This window comes from Bordetella petrii, assembly GCF_017356245.1.
In the GTDB taxonomy this organism is placed as follows: domain Bacteria; phylum Pseudomonadota; class Gammaproteobacteria; order Burkholderiales; family Burkholderiaceae_B; genus Bordetella_A; species Bordetella_A petrii_D.
Genome location: NZ_JAFMZZ010000004.1, coordinates 942,668 through 960,170 on the forward strand (window position 1 = coordinate 942,668; position 17,503 = coordinate 960,170).

19 protein-coding genes are annotated in these 17,503 nt (G+C 67.1%); 15 read left to right on the forward strand and 4 right to left on the reverse strand.

Going from position 1 to position 17,503, the window contains the following annotated elements:
• Positions 1-12: 12 nt before the first annotated feature.
• Complete coding sequence (locus J2P76_RS22565; RefSeq protein WP_207410224.1) at positions 13-621, forward strand: SCO family protein; 609 nt, start codon at positions 13-15, stop codon at positions 619-621.
• A 53-nt stretch (positions 622-674) separates the two neighbouring features.
• Here J2P76_RS22565 and J2P76_RS22570 read toward each other — a convergent pair whose 3' ends face one another.
• On the reverse strand, positions 675-902 hold the full coding sequence (locus J2P76_RS22570; RefSeq protein WP_207410226.1) for a DUF3717 domain-containing protein: 228 nt from the start codon (positions 900-902) through the stop codon (positions 675-677).
• 124 nt (positions 903-1,026) lie between these two features.
• Between J2P76_RS22570 and J2P76_RS22575 the strand changes: the two genes are divergently transcribed.
• The 4 genes from J2P76_RS22575 to J2P76_RS22590 all read left to right on the forward strand — a co-directional run bounded on the left by J2P76_RS22575 (position 1,027) and on the right by J2P76_RS22590 (position 5,200).
• Positions 1,027-1,671: a glycine zipper 2TM domain-containing protein gene (locus J2P76_RS22575; RefSeq protein WP_207410228.1), complete on the forward strand. Its 645-nt coding sequence runs from the start codon at positions 1,027-1,029 to the stop codon at positions 1,669-1,671.
• A gap of 30 nt (positions 1,672-1,701) precedes the next feature.
• Entirely contained in the window at positions 1,702-2,379 is a 678-nt protein-coding gene (locus J2P76_RS22580) for a PhaM family polyhydroxyalkanoate granule multifunctional regulatory protein (protein WP_207410230.1), read from the forward strand.
• A gap of 62 nt (positions 2,380-2,441) precedes the next feature.
• The gene (gene glmU, locus J2P76_RS22585) at positions 2,442-3,812 is read left to right on the forward strand and encodes a bifunctional UDP-N-acetylglucosamine diphosphorylase/glucosamine-1-phosphate N-acetyltransferase GlmU (RefSeq protein ID WP_207410232.1); all 1,371 of its coding nucleotides are present in this window, start codon (positions 2,442-2,444) and stop codon (positions 3,810-3,812) included.
• Entirely contained in the window at positions 3,809-5,200 is a 1,392-nt protein-coding gene (locus J2P76_RS22590) for an MFS transporter (RefSeq protein ID WP_207410234.1), read from the forward strand. Before glmU ends, J2P76_RS22590 begins: the two co-directional genes overlap by 4 nt.
• A 9-nt stretch (positions 5,201-5,209) precedes the next feature.
• Here the strand turns inward: J2P76_RS22590 and J2P76_RS22595 are convergent, their stop codons facing one another.
• On the reverse strand, positions 5,210-6,031 hold the full coding sequence (locus J2P76_RS22595) for an IclR family transcriptional regulator (protein ID WP_207410236.1): 822 nt from the start codon (positions 6,029-6,031) through the stop codon (positions 5,210-5,212).
• On the reverse strand, positions 6,028-6,672 hold the full coding sequence (locus tag J2P76_RS22600) for a flavin reductase family protein (protein ID WP_207410237.1): 645 nt from the start codon (positions 6,670-6,672) through the stop codon (positions 6,028-6,030). Before J2P76_RS22600 ends, J2P76_RS22595 begins: the two co-directional genes overlap by 4 nt.
• A 264-nt stretch (positions 6,673-6,936) precedes the next feature.
• Here J2P76_RS22600 and J2P76_RS22605 point away from each other — a divergent pair, with 264 nt between their 5' ends.
• The 7 genes from J2P76_RS22605 to J2P76_RS22635 all read left to right on the forward strand — a co-directional run bounded on the left by J2P76_RS22605 (position 6,937) and on the right by J2P76_RS22635 (position 13,274).
• Positions 6,937-7,899, forward strand: coding sequence for a Bug family tripartite tricarboxylate transporter substrate binding protein (locus J2P76_RS22605; RefSeq protein WP_207410238.1), 963 nt, complete (start codon positions 6,937-6,939; stop codon positions 7,897-7,899).
• A 30-nt stretch (positions 7,900-7,929) separates the two neighbouring features.
• Positions 7,930-8,310, forward strand: coding sequence for a RidA family protein (locus tag J2P76_RS22610; RefSeq protein ID WP_207410239.1), 381 nt, complete (start codon positions 7,930-7,932; stop codon positions 8,308-8,310).
• Between the two features lie 7 nt (positions 8,311-8,317).
• Positions 8,318-9,190 (forward strand): amidohydrolase family protein, encoded by an 873-nt coding sequence (locus J2P76_RS22615; protein WP_207410240.1) that lies wholly within the window; start codon positions 8,318-8,320, stop codon positions 9,188-9,190.
• Complete coding sequence (locus tag J2P76_RS22620; protein ID WP_207410241.1) at positions 9,187-10,056, forward strand: fumarylacetoacetate hydrolase family protein; 870 nt, start codon at positions 9,187-9,189, stop codon at positions 10,054-10,056. The genes J2P76_RS22615 and J2P76_RS22620 overlap by 4 nt, the downstream gene beginning before the upstream one ends.
• Entirely contained in the window at positions 10,056-10,838 is a 783-nt protein-coding gene (hpaH, locus tag J2P76_RS22625) for a 2-oxo-hept-4-ene-1,7-dioate hydratase (RefSeq protein WP_207410242.1), read from the forward strand. Before J2P76_RS22620 ends, hpaH begins: the two co-directional genes overlap by 1 nt.
• Before the next feature lie 61 nt (positions 10,839-10,899).
• Positions 10,900-12,222 carry a UDP-glucose dehydrogenase family protein gene (locus J2P76_RS22630; protein ID WP_207410244.1) on the forward strand — a complete coding sequence of 441 codons (1,323 nt, stop codon included), beginning with the start codon at positions 10,900-10,902 and terminating at the stop codon, positions 12,220-12,222.
• Entirely contained in the window at positions 12,219-13,274 is a 1,056-nt protein-coding gene (locus J2P76_RS22635; RefSeq protein WP_207410246.1) for a glycosyltransferase family 4 protein, read from the forward strand. Before J2P76_RS22630 ends, J2P76_RS22635 begins: the two co-directional genes overlap by 4 nt.
• Here J2P76_RS22635 and J2P76_RS22640 read toward each other — a convergent pair.
• A complete protein-coding gene (locus tag J2P76_RS22640; RefSeq protein ID WP_207410249.1) occupies positions 13,271-13,762 on the reverse strand; it encodes an Lrp/AsnC family transcriptional regulator in 492 nt (163 codons plus the stop codon). The two genes, J2P76_RS22635 and J2P76_RS22640, sit on opposite strands and share 4 nt — an antisense overlap.
• A gap of 149 nt (positions 13,763-13,911) precedes the next feature.
• On the opposite strand from J2P76_RS22640, the gene glmS reads away from it, so the two are divergent.
• From glmS to J2P76_RS22655, 3 genes are all read left to right on the forward strand, one after another.
• A complete protein-coding gene (gene glmS / locus J2P76_RS22645; protein ID WP_207410251.1) occupies positions 13,912-15,744 on the forward strand; it encodes a glutamine--fructose-6-phosphate transaminase (isomerizing) in 1,833 nt (610 codons plus the stop codon).
• A gap of 182 nt (positions 15,745-15,926) precedes the next feature.
• Entirely contained in the window at positions 15,927-16,193 is a 267-nt protein-coding gene (locus tag J2P76_RS22650; protein WP_207410253.1) for a helix-turn-helix domain-containing protein, read from the forward strand.
• Positions 16,190-17,500, forward strand: a complete 1,311-nt coding sequence (locus J2P76_RS22655; RefSeq protein WP_207410255.1) for a HipA domain-containing protein — start codon at positions 16,190-16,192, stop codon at positions 17,498-17,500. Before J2P76_RS22650 ends, J2P76_RS22655 begins: the two co-directional genes overlap by 4 nt.
• The last annotated feature ends 3 nt before the right edge of the window (positions 17,501-17,503 follow it).

Genomic DNA, 17,503 nt, shown 5'->3' on the forward strand with positions numbered 1-17,503 from the left:
AGACCCTGCTTCATGTCCGCGTTTTCCTTCCATCGCCGCGCGCTGCTGCGCGGCGCGGCGGCGGTTGCCCTGGCCGGCGCCCTGGCCGCCTGCGGCGATCCCGCGCCCAGCTTCAAGGGCAACGACATCAGCGGCACGCAGTTGGGCAAGGGCCTGGCCCTGACCGACCACAATGGCCAGGCGCGCACGCTGCAGGATTTCGCCGGCAAGGTCACGGTAGTGTTCTTCGGCTTTACCCAGTGCCCCGACGTGTGCCCCACCTCGCTGGCGGAACTGTCGCAGGTCATGGAAAAACTCGGCGGCGACGCCGACCGCGTGCAGGTGCTGATGATTACCGTCGACCCCGAACGCGATACGGCCGAAATCCTCAAGCAATATGTAACCACGTTCGATCCGCGCTTTCTGGGCCTGACCGGCACGCCCGAGCAGATCAAGCAGGCCGCGGCGTCGTTCAAGGCCTACTACGCCAAGGTGCCCACCGACGGCGGCAAGAACTACACCATGGACCACACCGCGGCGTTCTACCTGCTCGACGGCAAGGGCGAATCGCGCGTGCTGGCCAACAATACCCTGGGCGCCGACGCCCTGGCCCACGATATCAAGGCGTTGCTGGGGTCGTAACCCCCGTGGCAGGTGTCTGACACCTGCGGAGTCAGACACCTTTATCTGTCCCCTTATTCGGCCCCGTGGGCGGCTCGCCAGCCCTGGTAGGCCGCCAGGGCGGCCGGGCCGAGTTCGGCGGGGGTGATTTCGCGGCGGTGGCCGATGATCATCAGCGCATAAGGCGTGGCCAGCGCGGCCGCCTCGGCGCACAGGCGCGATTCGTCTCCTTGCGAGGGCAGGCGGTTGCGCCAATAATTGATGGCCTGTTCGAGCTCGGGCATGGGAATCGGCTTGTCCATCCGGCCATTGTCCCAGAACCCGAGCCGATCGTCCGGGCATGCCTTGCAAAGGGTCACTATCGCAACACGCCGATACTGCGGCCAAATGCTATACAACGGGCCGTACTGTCGATGGAGAACCATCATGAATACTCCCGTTTCCGCTTCCGGCCAGGGCTCGCGCCGCGGCCTGCATCCCCTGGTGGCCACCGCCGCGGTGTCGATCATTCTTTTGTGCGCCGTGGCGGTGGCGGCCCTGGTCGGCTGGCTGCCCACTCCCTGGGCCGAATCCTCCGGCGAACAGCCCGTGCACGAGGCCCAGGTCCAGGCTGAACAGCAGGCCCAGACCGGACAGCAGCCTCCGGCTGCTCCGGCGCCCGCCAAGGTGGCGTCCGCCCCCCAGGCGGCGCCCAAGCCGGCCGCCAAGCCCGCCGTCTGCGCCGATTGCGGCGTGGTCGAGACCATCCGCCAGGTTCAGGTGCCGGCCCAGCAGAACAACGGCTATAACGTCGTCGGCACGGTGGCCGGCGGCGTGGTGGGCGGCGTGGTCGGCCACCAGTTCGGCGGGGGCCACGGCAAAGACGCCCTGACCGTCCTGGGTGCCGTGGGCGGCGCTTTGGCAGGCCATGAAATCGAGCGTAATATCAGACAGCAACAGACTGTGACGCACTACGAGATGGTCGTGCGCATGGACAACGGCAGCACCCGCACCTTCAATAGCGCGCAACCGTTCGCCTATGCGTCGGGCGACCACGTGCGGGTCGAAAATGGCAAAGTGCTGCCGCGCTAGGCATTCACGACGCGCGTTTCTGGAGACTGAATGTCCGATTCTTCGAATACCAACCCGTTTGTCCTGCCCGGCCTGGGGCAGGGCGGCGACCTTGCCGGCAACCCGTTGCTGGCCAGCATGGAAATGATGCGCAAGGCCTGGGCAGGCCTGGCGGGCCCGGGCGGCCTGGCGCAGGCGCTGCCCATGGCTGCGCCCATGAACCTCGAAGACCTCGAACGCCGCATCGCCGATCTGCGCACCGTTGAAAACTGGCTGCGCATGAACCTGTCGATGCTGACCAGCACCATCCAGGGGCTGGAAGTGCAGCGCGCCACCATCGCCACTCTGCGCTCGTTCGTGGGCGGCGCCGCCGCCAGCGGCGAGGCTTCGCCCCTGGAAGTGGCCCTGGGCCTCAAGCCGGCCGCGGCCGCGCCAAGGCCCGCGGCGCCGGCCGGGGGCGATGCGCCGGCCGAGCCGGCCAACCCCGACGCCAGCGCGGCTGACCAGGTCAGCCAGGCCGCGCAGTCGGCTTCGCAGGCATGGTGGAACCTGCTGCAGCAGCAATTCAACCAGCTTGCCGCGGCCACCGCCGCCACCATGCCCGACGCCGCGGCACAAGACGCCGCCCGCACCGCGGCGCCCGCCGCGGGGCAGAACGACCCCGCCCCGCCCAGGCGCGCACCCCGCAAGGCCGCCGCCAAGCGCGCGCCGGCACCACGCAAGTCATAATCCTCCGCTTCAATCGTGCGGCGGGCAGCCGCCCGCCGCCGTCTTACGCTGCTTTCAATCCTATGCTTAATGTCGTCATTCTTGCCGCCGGACTGGGCAAACGCATGCAGTCCGATCTTCCCAAAGTGCTGCATTCCCTGGCCGGCAAACCCATGCTGGAACACGTGCTCGACAGCGCCAGCCAGCTCGACCCCGGCCGTATCGTGGTAGTGGTGGGCCATGGCGCCGACCGCGTGCGCGGCGCCTACGAAGGCCGCGCGGGGCTCAGCTTCGCGTTGCAGCAGCCGCAGCAGGGCACCGGCCATGCCGTGCAGCAGGCCGTGCCCTTGCTGCAAGAAGACGGCAAAGACGACGTCACCCTGGTGCTGTACGGCGACGTGCCGCTGGTGCAGCCCGATACCCTGCGCCGGCTGCTGCAGGCGCGCGGCCAGGGCGCCGCCGTGCTGACCGAACTGCTCGACGACGCCACCGGCTACGGCCGCATCGTGCGCAACGAGCAGGGCCAGGTGCAGCGCATCGTCGAACACAAAGACGCCAGCGAGGCCGAACGCGCCATCCGCGAAGTGAACACCGGCATCCTGGCCGCGCCCACCGCGCAGCTGAAAAACTGGCTGGGCCGCATCGACAACAACAACGCCCAGGGCGAGTACTACCTGACCGACGTGGTGGGCCTGGCCGTGGCCGATGGCGTGCCCGTCGGCGCGGCGCAGCCGTCGGCCGGCTGGGAAACGCTGGGCGTGAACAGCCGCGTGCAGCAGGCCGAACTCGAGCGCCGCTGGCAGCATGAACAGGCGCGCCGCCAGCTCGAGGCCGGCGTTACGCTGGCCGACCCCGCGCGCTTCGATCTGCGCGGCACGCTGGCCTGCGGGCGCGACGTGTTCATCGACGTGGGCTGCGTCTTCGAAGGCAAGGTCGAACTGGCCGACGGCGTGCGCGTGGGCCCGCATTGCGTGCTGCGCGATGTGTCGGTCGGCGCGGGCACGCACATCGAGGCATACAGCCACGTGCAGCAAGCCACCGTGGGCAGCGACGCGCGCATCGGCCCGTATGCCCGCCTGCGGCCCGGCGCCAGCCTGGGCGACCGCACCCATGTCGGCAACTTTGTCGAAATCAAGAACAGCGTGCTGGATGCCGACAGCAAGGCCAACCACCTGGCCTACGTGGGCGACGCCGACATCGGCGCGCGCGTGAACGTGGGCGCCGGCACCATCACCTGCAACTACGACGGCGCCAACAAGCATCGCACCGTCATCGAAGACGACGCCTTCATCGGGTCGGACACGCAGCTGGTCGCACCGGTGCGCGTCGGCCGCGGCGCCACCCTGGGCGCCGGCACCACGCTGACCCGCGATGCGCCGGCAGGCCAACTGACTGTCTCGCGCGCGCGCCAGACCACCATCGAGGGCTGGCAGCGTCCCCAGAAAAAATCGTGAGCGCCGACCCAAAGGCCTCGCCCGCGGCATGCGCCCGCCAGGCGCCGCCCGACGGCCTGCCCACGCCGCGCCGCTACTGGGCGGCCGCCACTGTCCTTACCGGCATCAGCCTGTCGGTGCTGGACACCACCATCGCCAACGTGGCGCTGCCCACCATCGCCACCGACCTGAACGCCCTGCCGTCGCAAGCGGTATGGATCGTCAACGCCTATAACCTGGCCGTGGTCGCGCTGCTGCTGCCGCTGTCGGCCCTGGCCGAACGCATCGGCTTCAAGCGCATGTTCTCGGTCGGGCTGGCGCTGTTCGCGCTGGCTTCGCTGTTCGGCGCCCTGTCGCAGACGCTATGGCAGCTGACCCTGGCCCGTGTGGTGCAGGGCGTGGGCGCCGCTTCGCTGATGTGCATGTTCGGCGGGCTGGTGCGCAACATTTATCCGCTGCGCCAGCTGGGCCGCGGCATCAGCCTGAACGCCACGACCGTGGCGGTGATGTCGGTGGTGGGTCCCACGCTCGGCTCGGTCATTCTCGAAATCGCCCATTGGCGCTGGATCTTCGCCATCAATCTGCCGGTGTGCGCGGCGGTGATGTTCGGCCTGCGCTACCTGCCCGTCGTGCCGCGCACCAGCGTGCGGCTCGACTGGCTTAGCGCGCTGCTGTGCATGGTGACGCTGGGCGTGTTCATTTCGGGGGTCGACACACTGGGCCAGAGCCCGGCGCGGGGCGTAGTCATGATCCTGCTGGCCAGCCTGGCGGGCTGGCTGCTGGTGCGCCGCGCCAGCAGCCAGCCCGCGCCGCTGGTGCCGGTGGACCTGCTGCGCATCCGTGCCGTGGGCTTCGCGGTCGCGGCCTCGGCATCCACCTTCGCGGCGCAGATGGCCTCGTACGTGTCGCTGCCGTTTTATTTCCAGCAGGTGCTGGGCCGGTCGTACCTGGAAGTGGGCATGCTGATGGGGGCCTGGCCGGTGGGCACGGCCATCGTGGCGCCGGTGGCGGGCCGCATGTCCGACCGCTATTCGGCCGCCACGCTCAGCGGCGCGGGCGCCGCCGCCATGGTGGTCGGGCTGGCCACGCTGGCGTTCCTGCCGCTGGACGTGACCAACCCCTGGATCATGGCCGCCATGTTCGTCACGGGCATGGGGTTCGGGTTCTTCCAGACGCCCAACAACCGCGCCATGTTGTCGTCGTCGCCGCGCCAGCGCAGCGGCGCGGCCGGCGGGCTGCAGGCCACCACGCGCGTGTTCGGCCAAAGCTTCGGCACCGCGCTGGTGGCCATCGCCTTCGGCGTCAGCGGCGCCGCCGGGCCCACTTTCGCGCTGATCCTGGCCACGTTGTGCGCGGCCATCGCCGTGGCGGTAAACGCCGTGCGGGTCAACAAGCTGCGGGTCGACTGATCCGCGGCCTCAGGCCGGGCGGGCCGGCGTCTGTTCGACTTCGGCGTGGCGCCGCGCGATCAATGCCGCCCGTTCGCGCATCAGGGCCACGATCTGGGGCAGCCGGCGCGCATTCAAGCGATCGGCCATGGCGGTGATGGTAACGGCCGCCAGCGGCGCGCCGCCAGCCGTGCGCACCGGCACGGCCACCGCGCTGGTGCCGGGCATCAGGCCGTGCGGCGCGTGCGCGATGCCCTCGGCCCTGGCGGCCTCTACCCGCCGCATCAGTTCGAACGGACTTTCGCCCATCACTTCCAGGCGCCGCTCGTTCGAGCGGATCAGGGCGTCGCTGTCTTTGCGCGGCAGGCACGACAGCAGCGCCACCCCCGATACCCCGATGCCCAGCGGGCGCCGCACGCCCACTTCGATGGACAGCACCTGGATCGGATAGCGGCCCGTCTTGCGGCCGATGCAGATCGAGTCGGACCCATGCCTCACACTGAGAAACACCGTGTCGCCCGCCTGTTCCGCGAGGTCCGCCAGGTAGGGGTCGGCCAGGGTCAATAGCGGAAAGCGCCGCGTGCGCGCCAGGCCCAGCAGGGCCACTTCGGGCCCGATCAGGTAGTGGCGCGTTTCCGGGTCCTGCGTCATGGCGCCTTCCTGCACCAGGGTCTTGAGCAGCCGGTGCACCGTGGGCTGGTTCAGGCCCGACATCTGCACCAGGTCGGTCAGGCGCACGCCGCGTTCCTGCCCGCAGGCCGCGAGCCGCAGCAGGGCCAGCGCGCGGCGCACGGTCTGGCTGCCGCCGCTGTCGTCGGAATCGGAAACGGAAGCGCGGCGGGTGGTGGTCAAGGTTCGGTTCCTGGTGCGATAACGGTCTTGGGGGTCTGGCCGATGGCGGCCTTGGTCACGATGGGGCCCAGCCCCGCGTAATTCGGGCCTGCCAGCCGGGCCACCGGGCGCAGGCGCGCGGTGTCGATCTTGCCGTCGTGCAGCAGGCCGTCGCGCACATGGAACACCAGGACTTCGCCCACCACGAACTCGGCGCCGGTCTCGCCGAACGGAATGATGGAATGCAGCCGGCATTCCAGGCTGATGGGCGCCGCCTGCAGGCGCGGGGGCGCCACGCTGTCGCTGGCCTGCACGGCCAGCCCCAGCATGTCGGGTTCGCTGACGTGCGGCGGATACTCGACGGCGCTCTGGTGGATGGCGTCGATCAGGGTTTCGTCGCCGATATTCACCACGAACTCGCGCGTTGCGTGGATGTTGCGCGCCGTGTCCTTGCGCGCGCCGGCCTTGCGGCCGATGTTGATGCCGACCATGGGCGGCTTGTTGGAAACAAAGGTAAAGCAGCTGAACGGCGCCAGGTTCACCACGCCCTCGTCGCCGCGCGTGGTGATCCAGGCGATGGGGCGCGGCACCACCACGCCGGTCATCAGCCGGTACGTTTGTTCGGGATTCAGGTCGGTGGCGCGGATCAGGGTCATGGTCATGAAAAATATTAGTCCAATAATCGGACTTTGTTTGAGGGGTAAGGGAAAACGATAGCGTTCGGAATATCGGAGAAAATCCAGAAATATTACTGATCAGCGGTATCCATTGTCTCTTGGTAATTCCTGTTGAAGTCCATTATTTGGATTTTTTAAGGCGATTTTCATTGTCCGCCCCGCGCGGCGTGGCTACAGTGCGGCCCATCAGCACCCCAAAGCAGGCCGCCGCGGCGGCCCACAAAAACAGACCCCACCGGAGACTTCGCCATGAACTCGACCATCCTGCGCTGCCTGGCCATGCTGGCCGCCTGCGCCGCCATTCCCGCCCATGCCGCCTGGCCCGACAAGCCGGTGCGCATCGTGGTTCCGTACCCGCCCGGCGGCAATGTCGACGTCGCGGCGCGCATCATCGCCCCCGGCCTGCAGGCCGCCTTCGGCCAGCCGTTCATCATCGACAACAAGCCCGGCGCCGGCGGCACCATTGCCGCCGAAAGCGTGGCGCGTTCGGCGCCCGACGGCTATACCCTGTTCCTGGGCGCCAACGGCCCGCTGCTGTTCAGCCCCGTCATCTTCGGGCGCGCCGACTACAAGTGGAGCCAGGAATTCGAGCCCGTCAGCTCGGTGTCTTTCACGCCGCTGGTGCTACAGGTGCGCCCGTCGCTGCCCGTGAAGAGCCTGAACGACCTGCTGGCCCTGGCCAAGAAAGAGCCGGGCAAGCTCAACATGGCCTCGCCGGGCGCCGGCACCACCAACCACCTGGTCAGCGAACTGCTGCAGTCGATGACGGGCGCGCGCTGGACCACCGTGCATTACAAGGGCAACGCGCCCGCCACCACCGACCTGCTGGGCGGGCAGGTGGATTTCAATTTCGACCAGGTCTCGGTGTCGCTGCCCTTCATCAAAGAAGGCAAGGTGCGCGGCCTGGCCGTCACCACCGCCGAGCGCGTCGCCGCGCTGCCCGACGTGCCCACGTTCACCGAGGCCGGCGTGCCTCTGGAAGCCTCGACCTTCACCGGCATGGTCGCCCCCAAGGGCACGCCGGCCGATATCACCGGCAAGCTCAGCCAGGTGTTGGTGAAGATCCTGGACCAGCAGGACGTGAAAGACAAGTTCGCCGCGCTGGGCGCCCAGGCGCGCGGCAGCACGCCCCAGGAATTCGCGGCCTACGTGTCCAAGGAAGACGCGCGCTGGATTCCCATCATCAAGAAAGCCGGCATCAAGGCCAACTGAGCCGCCATTGCCCACAAGACTCACCACACCATGAAGCGCACCAGCATCTATGCAGAGGGGTTCAGCCACAAGAACCCCATTCCGGCAGGCTGCCGTATCGGCGGCATGCTGTATTCGGGCAGCATCCAGGGCACCGACCCGGCCACCGGCGCCTATGGCGCCACGCTCGAGGCGCAGTGCGAACTGATGTTCGAGCACGTCAGGCGCATTGTCGAGGCGGGCGGCGGCACGCCGGGCCACATCATCAAGATGACCGTGTGGATGAACGACCGTTCGCAGCGCGCGGCGCTGAACGTGCCGTGGCTGAAGATGTTTCCCGACGCCGCGTCGCGCCCGGCCCGCCACACCATGCAAGGCGCCCTGGACGGCGGCAAGCTGATCGAGTGCGATTTCATTGCCGTCATCGACTGAGACCCCCATGCCGGATTACCTGCCGTTCCATTCCCACCCCACCGCGCCGCGCCGCCTGCCGCCGCCGCGCAGCTGCGACAGCCAGTTCCACGTGTTCGGCCCGCCCGAACAGTACCCCGTGCGGCCCGGCGCCGCCTACGAGATGCCGTCGGCCACCATCGACGTGGCGCTGCGCCTGCACCGCACCCTGGGCATCGAGCGCGGCGTGATCGTGCAGGCCACCACCTACGGCGCCGACCACCAGGTGGTGCTGGACGGCCTGGCGGCAGCCGGGCCGGGCTACCGGGGCTGCGCCAATGCCGCCGTGCTGCTCGAGCGCGACGACGCCTACCTGGCCAGGCTGCACGACGCTGGCGTGCGCGGCGCGCGCTTCACCCGGCAGGCGCTGGGCATCGTCATGGCGCCCGCCGACTACCGGCGCGCCATTGCGCGCATCCGTGAACTGGGCTGGTATGCCAAGTTCCAGCCCGAGCCCGACGGCATCATGAGCCAGGTGGCGCTGTTCGACGGGCTGGACATCCCCGTGCTGATCGACCACATGGGCCGCGCCGATCCGTCGCTGGGCAGCGACGATCCCACGCTGCGCAAGCTGGTCGAGCTGCTGGGCCGCGGCAATTTCTGGGTCATGCTGTCGCTGACAGAAAAACTGTCGCGCCAGGGCTACCCCTGGGACGACGTGGTGCCGGTGGCGCAGGCCTGCATCCAGGCGGCCCCCGACCGCGTGGTGTGGGGCAGCGACTGGCCGCACCCGGTATCGATGAAAGCGCCGCCCGATGAAGGGCGCCTGGTCGACCAGCTGTTCCGCTACGCGGGCGACGACGCCACGCTGCAGAAGATCCTGGTCGACAATCCCGCCCGCCTGTTTGGATTCGAGCAATGAAACTGATTTCTTTCGTGGCGCACGGCCGCCCGCGCTTCGGCGTGGCCGCCGGGCAGGGCGTGGTCGACATGACCGCCCGGCTGGGCCCCGGCATCGACACCTTGCGCGCTGCGCTGGCGGCCGGCGCGCTGGACCGCATGCGGCAGCTGGCAAGCGGCGCGCGAGCCGACTTCGCGCTGGCCGACGTGACGCTGCTGCCGCCGATTCCCGAGCCCGGCAAGATCATCTGCGTGGGCGTGAACTACGGCAAGCGCAACGAGGAATACCGCGACGGCAGCGCGCCGCCCGCGTATCCCAGCGTGTTTCCGCGCTTTCCCGCTTCGTTCGTGGCGCACGGCCAGCTGCTGGTGCGGCCGCGCGAGTCCGCGCAGCTGGACTACGAAGGAGAGATCGCCATCGTCATCGGCCAGGGCGGCCGGCGCATTCCCGAAGACCGGGCCGAGGCCCACATCGCCGGGCTGACCTGCCTGAACGAAGGCACCGTGCGCGACTGGGTCAAGCACGGCAAATTCAATGTGACCCAGGGCAAGAATTTCGACGCCAGCGGCTCGTTCGGCCCCTGGATCGTCACGGCCGACGAATTCGACGGCTACGACGCCCTGACCGTCACCACGCGCGTCAACGGCGAAGTGCGCCAGCACGACACCACGGCCAATCTGATGTTTCCGTTTCGCACGCTGATCCACTACATCTCGACCTGGACCACCCTGCAGCCGGGCGATGTCATCTCCACCGGCACGCCGGTGGGGGCCGGCGTGCGCTTCGATCCGCCGCGCTTTCTGGCGCCGGGCGACCGGGTCGAAGTCGAGGTCTCGGGCGTGGGCGTGCTGTCCAACGGCGTGGCCGACGAACCCGGGAGCGCCTGATGCTCAGCCAAGCCGACCGCCAGGCCGCCGCCCGCCTACTGCTCGAGGCCGAGCGCAGCGCCGTGCCCATCACGCAGCTGGACCAGACTTTTCCCGGTATCGAGATCGCCGACGCCTATGCCATCCAGCAGGCCGCCATCGCCACCCGCATCGCCGCCGGCGCGCGGCTGCGCGGGCACAAGATCGGCCTGACGTCCAAGGCCATGCAGAGCACGGTCGGTATCGACGAGCCCGACTATGGCCACTTGCTGGACGACATGTTCTACGAAGACGGCGGCAAGATCGCCGTCGACCGCTACATCGTGCCGCGCGTGGAAGTGGAGCTGGCCTTCGTGCTGGGCCGCCCGCTGCGCGGCCCGGGCGTTACGCTGACCGACGTGCTGGCCGCTACCGACTGGGTCATGCCGGCGCTGGAACTGATCGACGGCCGCAGCAAGTATCCGCGCAAGATCGTCGACAACATCGCCGACAACGCCGCCTGCGCCGGCATCATCCTGGGCGGACGCCCGGTGCGGCCGTTCGACGTGGATCTGCGCTGGGTGGCGGCGCTGCTGTACAAGAACGGCGTCATCGAAGAATCCGGCGTGTCGGCGGCCGTGCTGGGCCATCCGGCCATGGGCATAGCCTGGCTGGCCAACAAGCTGGCCGCCTTCGGCACCACGCTGGAGGCCGGCCACGTGATGCTGGCCGGTTCCTTCACCCGCACCGTGCCCGTGGCCCGGCACGACACCATCCATGCCGACTACGGTCCGCTGGGCAGCGTCAGCGCGCAGTTCGTCTGAAACCGGGGGGCGGCGGCGTCCCTCTATAATGCGGCCGAATAGACCCCTATAGGCGTTGCGCATGAAAATCACGGTTATCGGCACGGGCTACGTGGGACTGGTCTCGGGCGCCTGCCTGGCCGACATGGGCAACGAAGTCCTGTGCCTGGACGTCGACGCGGCCAAGATCCGGACCCTGCAGCAAGGCGGCATTCCCATCTACGAGCCGGGGCTGGATGAGCTGGTCAAGCGCAATGCCCAGGCCGGCCGCCTGCGGTTCACCGACGACGTTGCCGCCAGCGTGGCCTTCGGCGACGTGCAGTTCATTGCCGTGGGCACGCCGCCCGGCGAAGACGGCTCGGCCGACCTGCAGCACGTGCTGGCCGCGGCCCGCAATATCGCGCGGCACATGACCGCCCGCAAGGTGGTGGTCGACAAATCCACCGTGCCGGTGGGCACGGCCGACAAGGTGCGCCAGGCCATGGCCGAGGTGCTGGCCGAGCGCGGCGCCGATGTGCCTTTCAGCGTGGCCTCGAACCCCGAATTCCTGAAAGAAGGCGCGGCCATCAAAGATTTCATGAGCCCCGACCGCATCATCGTCGGGGCCGACGACGACTACACCGTCGACGTCATGCGGCGCCTGTATGCGCCGTTCCAGCGCACCCATGAACGGCTGATGGTCATGGACGTGCGCTCGGCCGAACTTACCAAGTACGCCGCCAACGCCATGCTGGCCACCCGCATTTCGTTCATGAACGAAATGGCCAACCTGGCCGAGGCCCTGGGCGCCGACGTCGAACAGGTGCGGCGCGGCATCGGCGCCGATCCGCGCATCGGCTACCACTTCCTGTACCCCGGCGTGGGTTATGGCGGCTCGTGCTTTCCCAAAGACGTGCAGGCGCTGGTGCAGACCGCCGCCGAACACGGGTTGCCCATGCGCGTGGTGGCCGCCGCCGAAAACGCCAACCATGCGCAAAAGCTGCGCCTGTCGCAGAAAATCGTGGCGCGCTTCGGCGAAGACCTGGCCGGCCGTACCTTCGCGCTGTGGGGCCTGGCCTTCAAGCCCAACACCGACGACATGCGCGAGGCGCCCAGCCTGACCGCCATTGCCGAACTCACGCAGCGCGGTGCCCGCGTGCGCGCCTACGATCCCATCGCCATGCCGCATTCCCGCCAGATCCTGGCCGACAACCCGGCGGTGGAATTCGCCGACGACATGTACCAGGCCCTGGACGGCGCCGATGCCCTGCTGATCGCCACCGAATGGAAGGTGTTCCGCGCGCCCGACCTGGACCGCGTGCGCGCGCTGCTGAAAACCCCGCTGGTGATCGACGGCCGCAACCTGTACGTGCCCGCCGAGATGCGTGCCCAGGGCTTCGAGTACCAGGGCATCGGGCGTGCATGAAGATCCTGCAGCTCAACTTTGAAAAAGGCTGGCGCGGCGGCGAGCGCCAGACGCTGTACTGCATGCGCGCGTTCCGCGCCGCTGGCCATCAGGTCGAGCTGCTGTGCCGCGCCGGCGGCCCGCTGGAAGCCCGCGCCGGCGAAGAAGGCTTCACGGCGCACGGCGTGCGCAACGTGCCGGCGCAACTGGCCTTCCTGGCCCGCGCCGGACGCGGCTACGACATCATCCACGCGCAAACGGCCAACACCGTCACCTGGGCCGTGCTTACCAAGGCCCTGCATCGCCGCCCGGTGGTGTTTTCGCGACGCACCTCGTTTGTGGTCGAGCCCGGCCAAGAATGGAAAACCGGCGCCAAGTGGCGCCGCGTGGACGGCTTCGTGGCCATCAGCGACATGGCGGCGGCCGAGCCGCGCCGGCTGGGCATCGACCCGGTCATCATCCGCAGCGCCGTCGAGCCGCATGACATCGATCGCGCCAATGTCGAGCGCCTGGCCGCCGAACTGGGCCTGCAGGGCAAGAAGGTACTGGCCACATCCGCCGCGCTGATCCGCGACAAAGACCCCCTGACCCTGATCCGCGCAGTGGGCGAACTGGCCCGCGCGCGCAGCGACTTCGTGTTCGTGCACTTCGGCGCCGGCGGCGACCGCGAAGCCGAGGCGCGCGCCGAAGTGCAGCGGCTGGGGCTGCAGAACGTGTATCTGTTCGCGGGCTTTCGCAAGGGCATCGAAGACTTCTACAGCATCTTCGACGTGTTCGTCATGAGCTCGCAGGAAGAGGCCCTGGGCAGCAGCGTGCTGGACGCATTCCTGCAGCACGTGCCAGTGGTGTCCACCGACGCCGGCGGGCTGAAAGAAAGCCTGGCCGATGGCCGCGGCGTGTTGTGCCACGTGGGCGACGCGTCCGCCATGGCGCAGGGCATGGCCCGCTGCCTGGACGACGCGGCGTTCCGCGCCGACTGCACCCGGCGCGCCTACGAGTACGTGCGCACCGAACACGACGTTACCGAAATGGGCCGCCGCTACCTGGCCCTGTTCGAGCGGCTGCTGGCCTAGCCCGCCGACACATCGATCCGCGTTTCGAATTTCGCCCGGTGCACCGAAAAGAATGTGCGCACATTGCGCACGTTCGCCTGCGCGGTAAAGGCTCGATGCGCCAGCGCATGATAGGCCGGCATGTCGCGCACCTGCGCCACCACCAGGAAGTCGGGCCCTGGCGACACCCGGTAGCACTGCAGCACCGCCGGCTCGTCCAGCAGGCTGCGCTCGAACGCGTCCAGGTTTTCCGCCGCCTGCACGTCCAGCGTGATTTCCACGATGGCCGTCAGCGTGCTGCCCAGTTTCTCGGGCGCCAAGATCGCCACTTGCCGCGCGATGACGCCCGTGTCCACCAGCCGCCGTACCCGCCGCAGGCAAGTGGGCGGCGAGGCGTGCACCCGCGCCGCCAGTTCCTGGTTGGTCAGCGCGCAGTCGTGCTGGAGCTGTTCCAGGATGCGGCGATCGAGTTCATCCAATTCGACAGGCGGGGCGGGCTGATCATGCATTTTTATTTCACTGAACGGTATGAAATGAAAATATATTTAATCACGTTTATGTAAGAAAATCAGCTTTCATAAATGGCTAAATAAAGAAATCAAATTTCAAGCCAGCAAGCGCACAATGCGCCGATACGCAAATCATCGGAGATTGCCTTATGTGCGGCATTGTTGGCGCCGTCGCCCAGCGCGACATCACCCCCATCCTGGTCGAAGGCCTGAAGCGGCTGGAATACCGCGGCTACGACTCGTGCGGCGTGGCGCTGTACATTGACGGCCACCTGCGCCGCACGCGCAGCACCCAGCGCGTGGCCGAACTGGCCGACCAGATCGCCCAGGACAAGCTGGCCGGCTTTACCGGCATCGCCCACACCCGCTGGGCCACCCATGGCGTGCCCGCCACCCACAACGCCCATCCGCATTTCTCGCGCCTGGGCAAAGACGAGCCGCGCATTGCGCTGGTGCACAACGGCATCATCGAAAACCACGACGACCTGCGCGCCGAACTGGAAGCGGCCGGCTATGTGTTCGAAAGCCAGACCGACACCGAAGTCATTGCCCACCTGGTCAACCACCTGTACAACGGCGACCTGTTCGAAGCCGTGCAACAGGCCGTGCGCCGCCTGCATGGCGCCTACGCCATTGCCGTGTTCTGCCGCGACGAGCCGCACCGCGTAGTGGGCGCGCGCCAGGGTTCGCCCCTGGTGGTGGGCGTGGGCCAGAACGAGAACTTCCTGGCTTCCGACGCGCTGGCCCTGGCCGGCACCACCGACCAGATCATCTACCTGGAAGACGGCGACGTCGTCGACCTGCAGCTGTCGCGCGTGTGGATCACCGATACCGAAGGCAAACCCGTGCAGCGCGAGGTGCATACCGTGCAGGTGCATACCGGCGCGGCCGAGCTGGGCCCGTACCGCCACTACATGCAGAAAGAAATCTTCGAGCAGCCGCGCGCCGTGGGCGACACCCTGCAGGACATCGAGGCCGTCACGCCCGAACTGTTCGGCGACGGCGCCCACAAGATTTTCAAGGAAATCGATTCGCTGCTGATCCTGGCTTGCGGCACCAGCTACTACGCCGGCCTGACCGCCAAGTACTGGATCGAGTCCATCGCCAGAATTCCCGTGGCGGTCGAAATCGCCAGCGAATACCGCTACCGCGACAGCGTGCCCAACCCGCGCACCCTGGTGGTCACCATTTCGCAGTCGGGCGAAACCGCCGACACCCTGGCCGCGCTGAAGCACGCTCGCTCGCTGGGCATGGAACAGACGCTGACCGTCTGCAACGTGGCCACCAGCGCCATGGTGCGCGAATGCAAGCTGTCGTACATCACCCGCGCCGGCGTCGAGATCGGCGTGGCGTCCACCAAGGCATTCACCACCCAGCTGACGGCGCTGTTCCTGCTGACGCTGGCCCTGGCGCAAACACGCGGCCACCTGACCGACGAGCAGGAAGCCGAGCACCTCAAGGCGCTGCGCCACCTGCCCGTGGCCATTGGCGCGGTACTGGCGCTTGAGCCGCAGATCATGGCCTGGGCCGACCGCTTCGCCAATAAAGAAAACGCCCTGTTCCTGGGGCGCGGCATGCATTACCCCATCGCGCTGGAAGGCGCGCTGAAGCTGAAGGAAATCAGCTACATCCACGCCGAGGCCTATCCGGCCGGCGAACTCAAGCACGGCCCGCTGGCCCTGGTGACCGAGCAGATGCCCGTGGTGACCATCGCGCCCAAAGACTCGCTGCTGGAAAAGCTGAAGTCCAACATGCAGGAAGTGCGCGCGCGCGGAGGCGAGCTGTATGTGTTCGCCGATGCCGACAGCCGCATCGCCAGCGGCGACGGCATGCACGTCATCCGCATGCCCGAGCACTACGGCATGCTGTCGCCCATCCTGCACACGATTCCGCTGCAGCTGCTGTCGTATCACACGGCATGCGCGCGGGGCACCGATGTGGACAAGCCGCGGAATCTGGCGAAGAGCGTGACGGTGGAGTAGGGGGCGGGGGGCGTGCTTCACCTTCGCCAGGGATGAAGCTTGCTGGTTTAGGCCCTGATCCTTGCAACCTTGCGGATTTACGCCTGAACGAGCTTGATCGCCAAGAAATCCGCATGGCTGTGCGGATTTCTTGCTAATTCGCTTGACCCCAAGCATAATCCTCACAATTGTGAGGATTATCTATGAAGATTCCCCTTGAAAGCCCGGGCGATATCGGCCGGGTAGTTCGAGCCAGCCGCAAGGCCCAGAAGGTACGCCAGGACGATGCTGCCGGCAGTATCGGTGTCAGCGAAAACTTCCTGGGCAAGATCGAGCGCGGAAGCGATTCCGTTCAATGGGGAAAGCTCTTCCAGGTGCTCGAAGGCCTGGGGGTGCGCGTCATCCTGGATGTGCCCGAAAGTGTCGCCGACTATTTGGCGGCCTCTGACCAGGGGCGCAGCAAGCAATGAAGGGCCGGTCTCTACTTGCCTCTATCAATCAGGCAGAGGTCGGCACGCTGGAAGAGGTTGGCGGTCTGTGGTCCTTCCGGTACGCCCCCGCGTGGCTGGACAACCCCCGGCGTTTCCCGCTTAGTCCTTATCTGCCGCTGGCCCCCGAAGCTCTGGTAGACGGCGCATCGCGGCGTCCTGTGCAGTGGTATTTCGATAACTTGCTGCCGGAAGAAGGTCAGCGCGTCCTGCTCGCCAAGGATGCCAAACTGGAAGCCGCGGACGCCTTTGGCCTGCTGGCCTGGTACGGGGCAGAGTCCGCGGGTTCGTTGACCTTGTTGGCCCCGGAGAACGCTCCGCAAGGGCCGGAACCGCTGCGGGAGTTGCCGGATGATGTCCTGGATTCGCGCATTCGGAACTTGCCGAAAGCGCCCCTGACACACGGCGCAGTCAAGCGCATGTCACTGGCAGGCGCCCAGCATAAGTTGGCTGTGGTGCTTCGAGATGGTGTTTTATTTGAACCCGCCGGTTCGACGCCCTCGACCCATATTCTGAAGCCCGACCATCCAGACGATGACTACCCGCATTCGGTGGTCAATGAATGGTTCGTCATGCGTCTGGCCAAGCGCCTTGGACTCATCGTTCCCGAGGTGCATCGACGCTATGTGCCCGCGCCTGTTTACCTGATCGATCGGTTTGACCGGACCGCTGATCCGCAGGGCGCGTGGCAGCGTCGGCACGCGATCGACGCTTGCCAGCTGCTTGGGCTCGACCGGACTTTCAAATACGCGCAAGGCAGCATGGAGAGCCTCTCGGCCCTGGCCCGGGCTTGTCGAAGCCCCGCCCTGGCACGGCCCCGGCTCTTTGGCTGGCTTGTATTCAATGTGCTCGTCGGAAACGCCGACGCACATCTGAAGAACCTGAGTTTCCTGGTTTCTCATGAGGGGATCGAGCTGGCTCCGTTCTATGATCTGCTCAGTGTTGCCGCCTACGACACCTCGGCATTCGAAAAGAAGGGCTGGCCGGCCGACACGCAGCTGGCATGGCCGATTCTGGGGGCGCGAAACTTTTCTCAGGTGGATCGACAGCTATTGGTGGAAGCCGGCGCTGCATTGAATATCGCCAACAGCACCGCCAACAGGCTTTTGCAAAGCCTGACCAGCCGGGTGATACCGGAAGCCGAGATGCTCTATGAGGAGATCGAGGCTGAAAACGCGCAAATTCTGGATGCGCGCCCTGATCTGGCCGCCACCATGGCAGGGGAATCTCGATGCCTGAGAACCATTATTCATTCTGTCATCAAAGAGATGGCAAGAAAGACGGCATAGCTG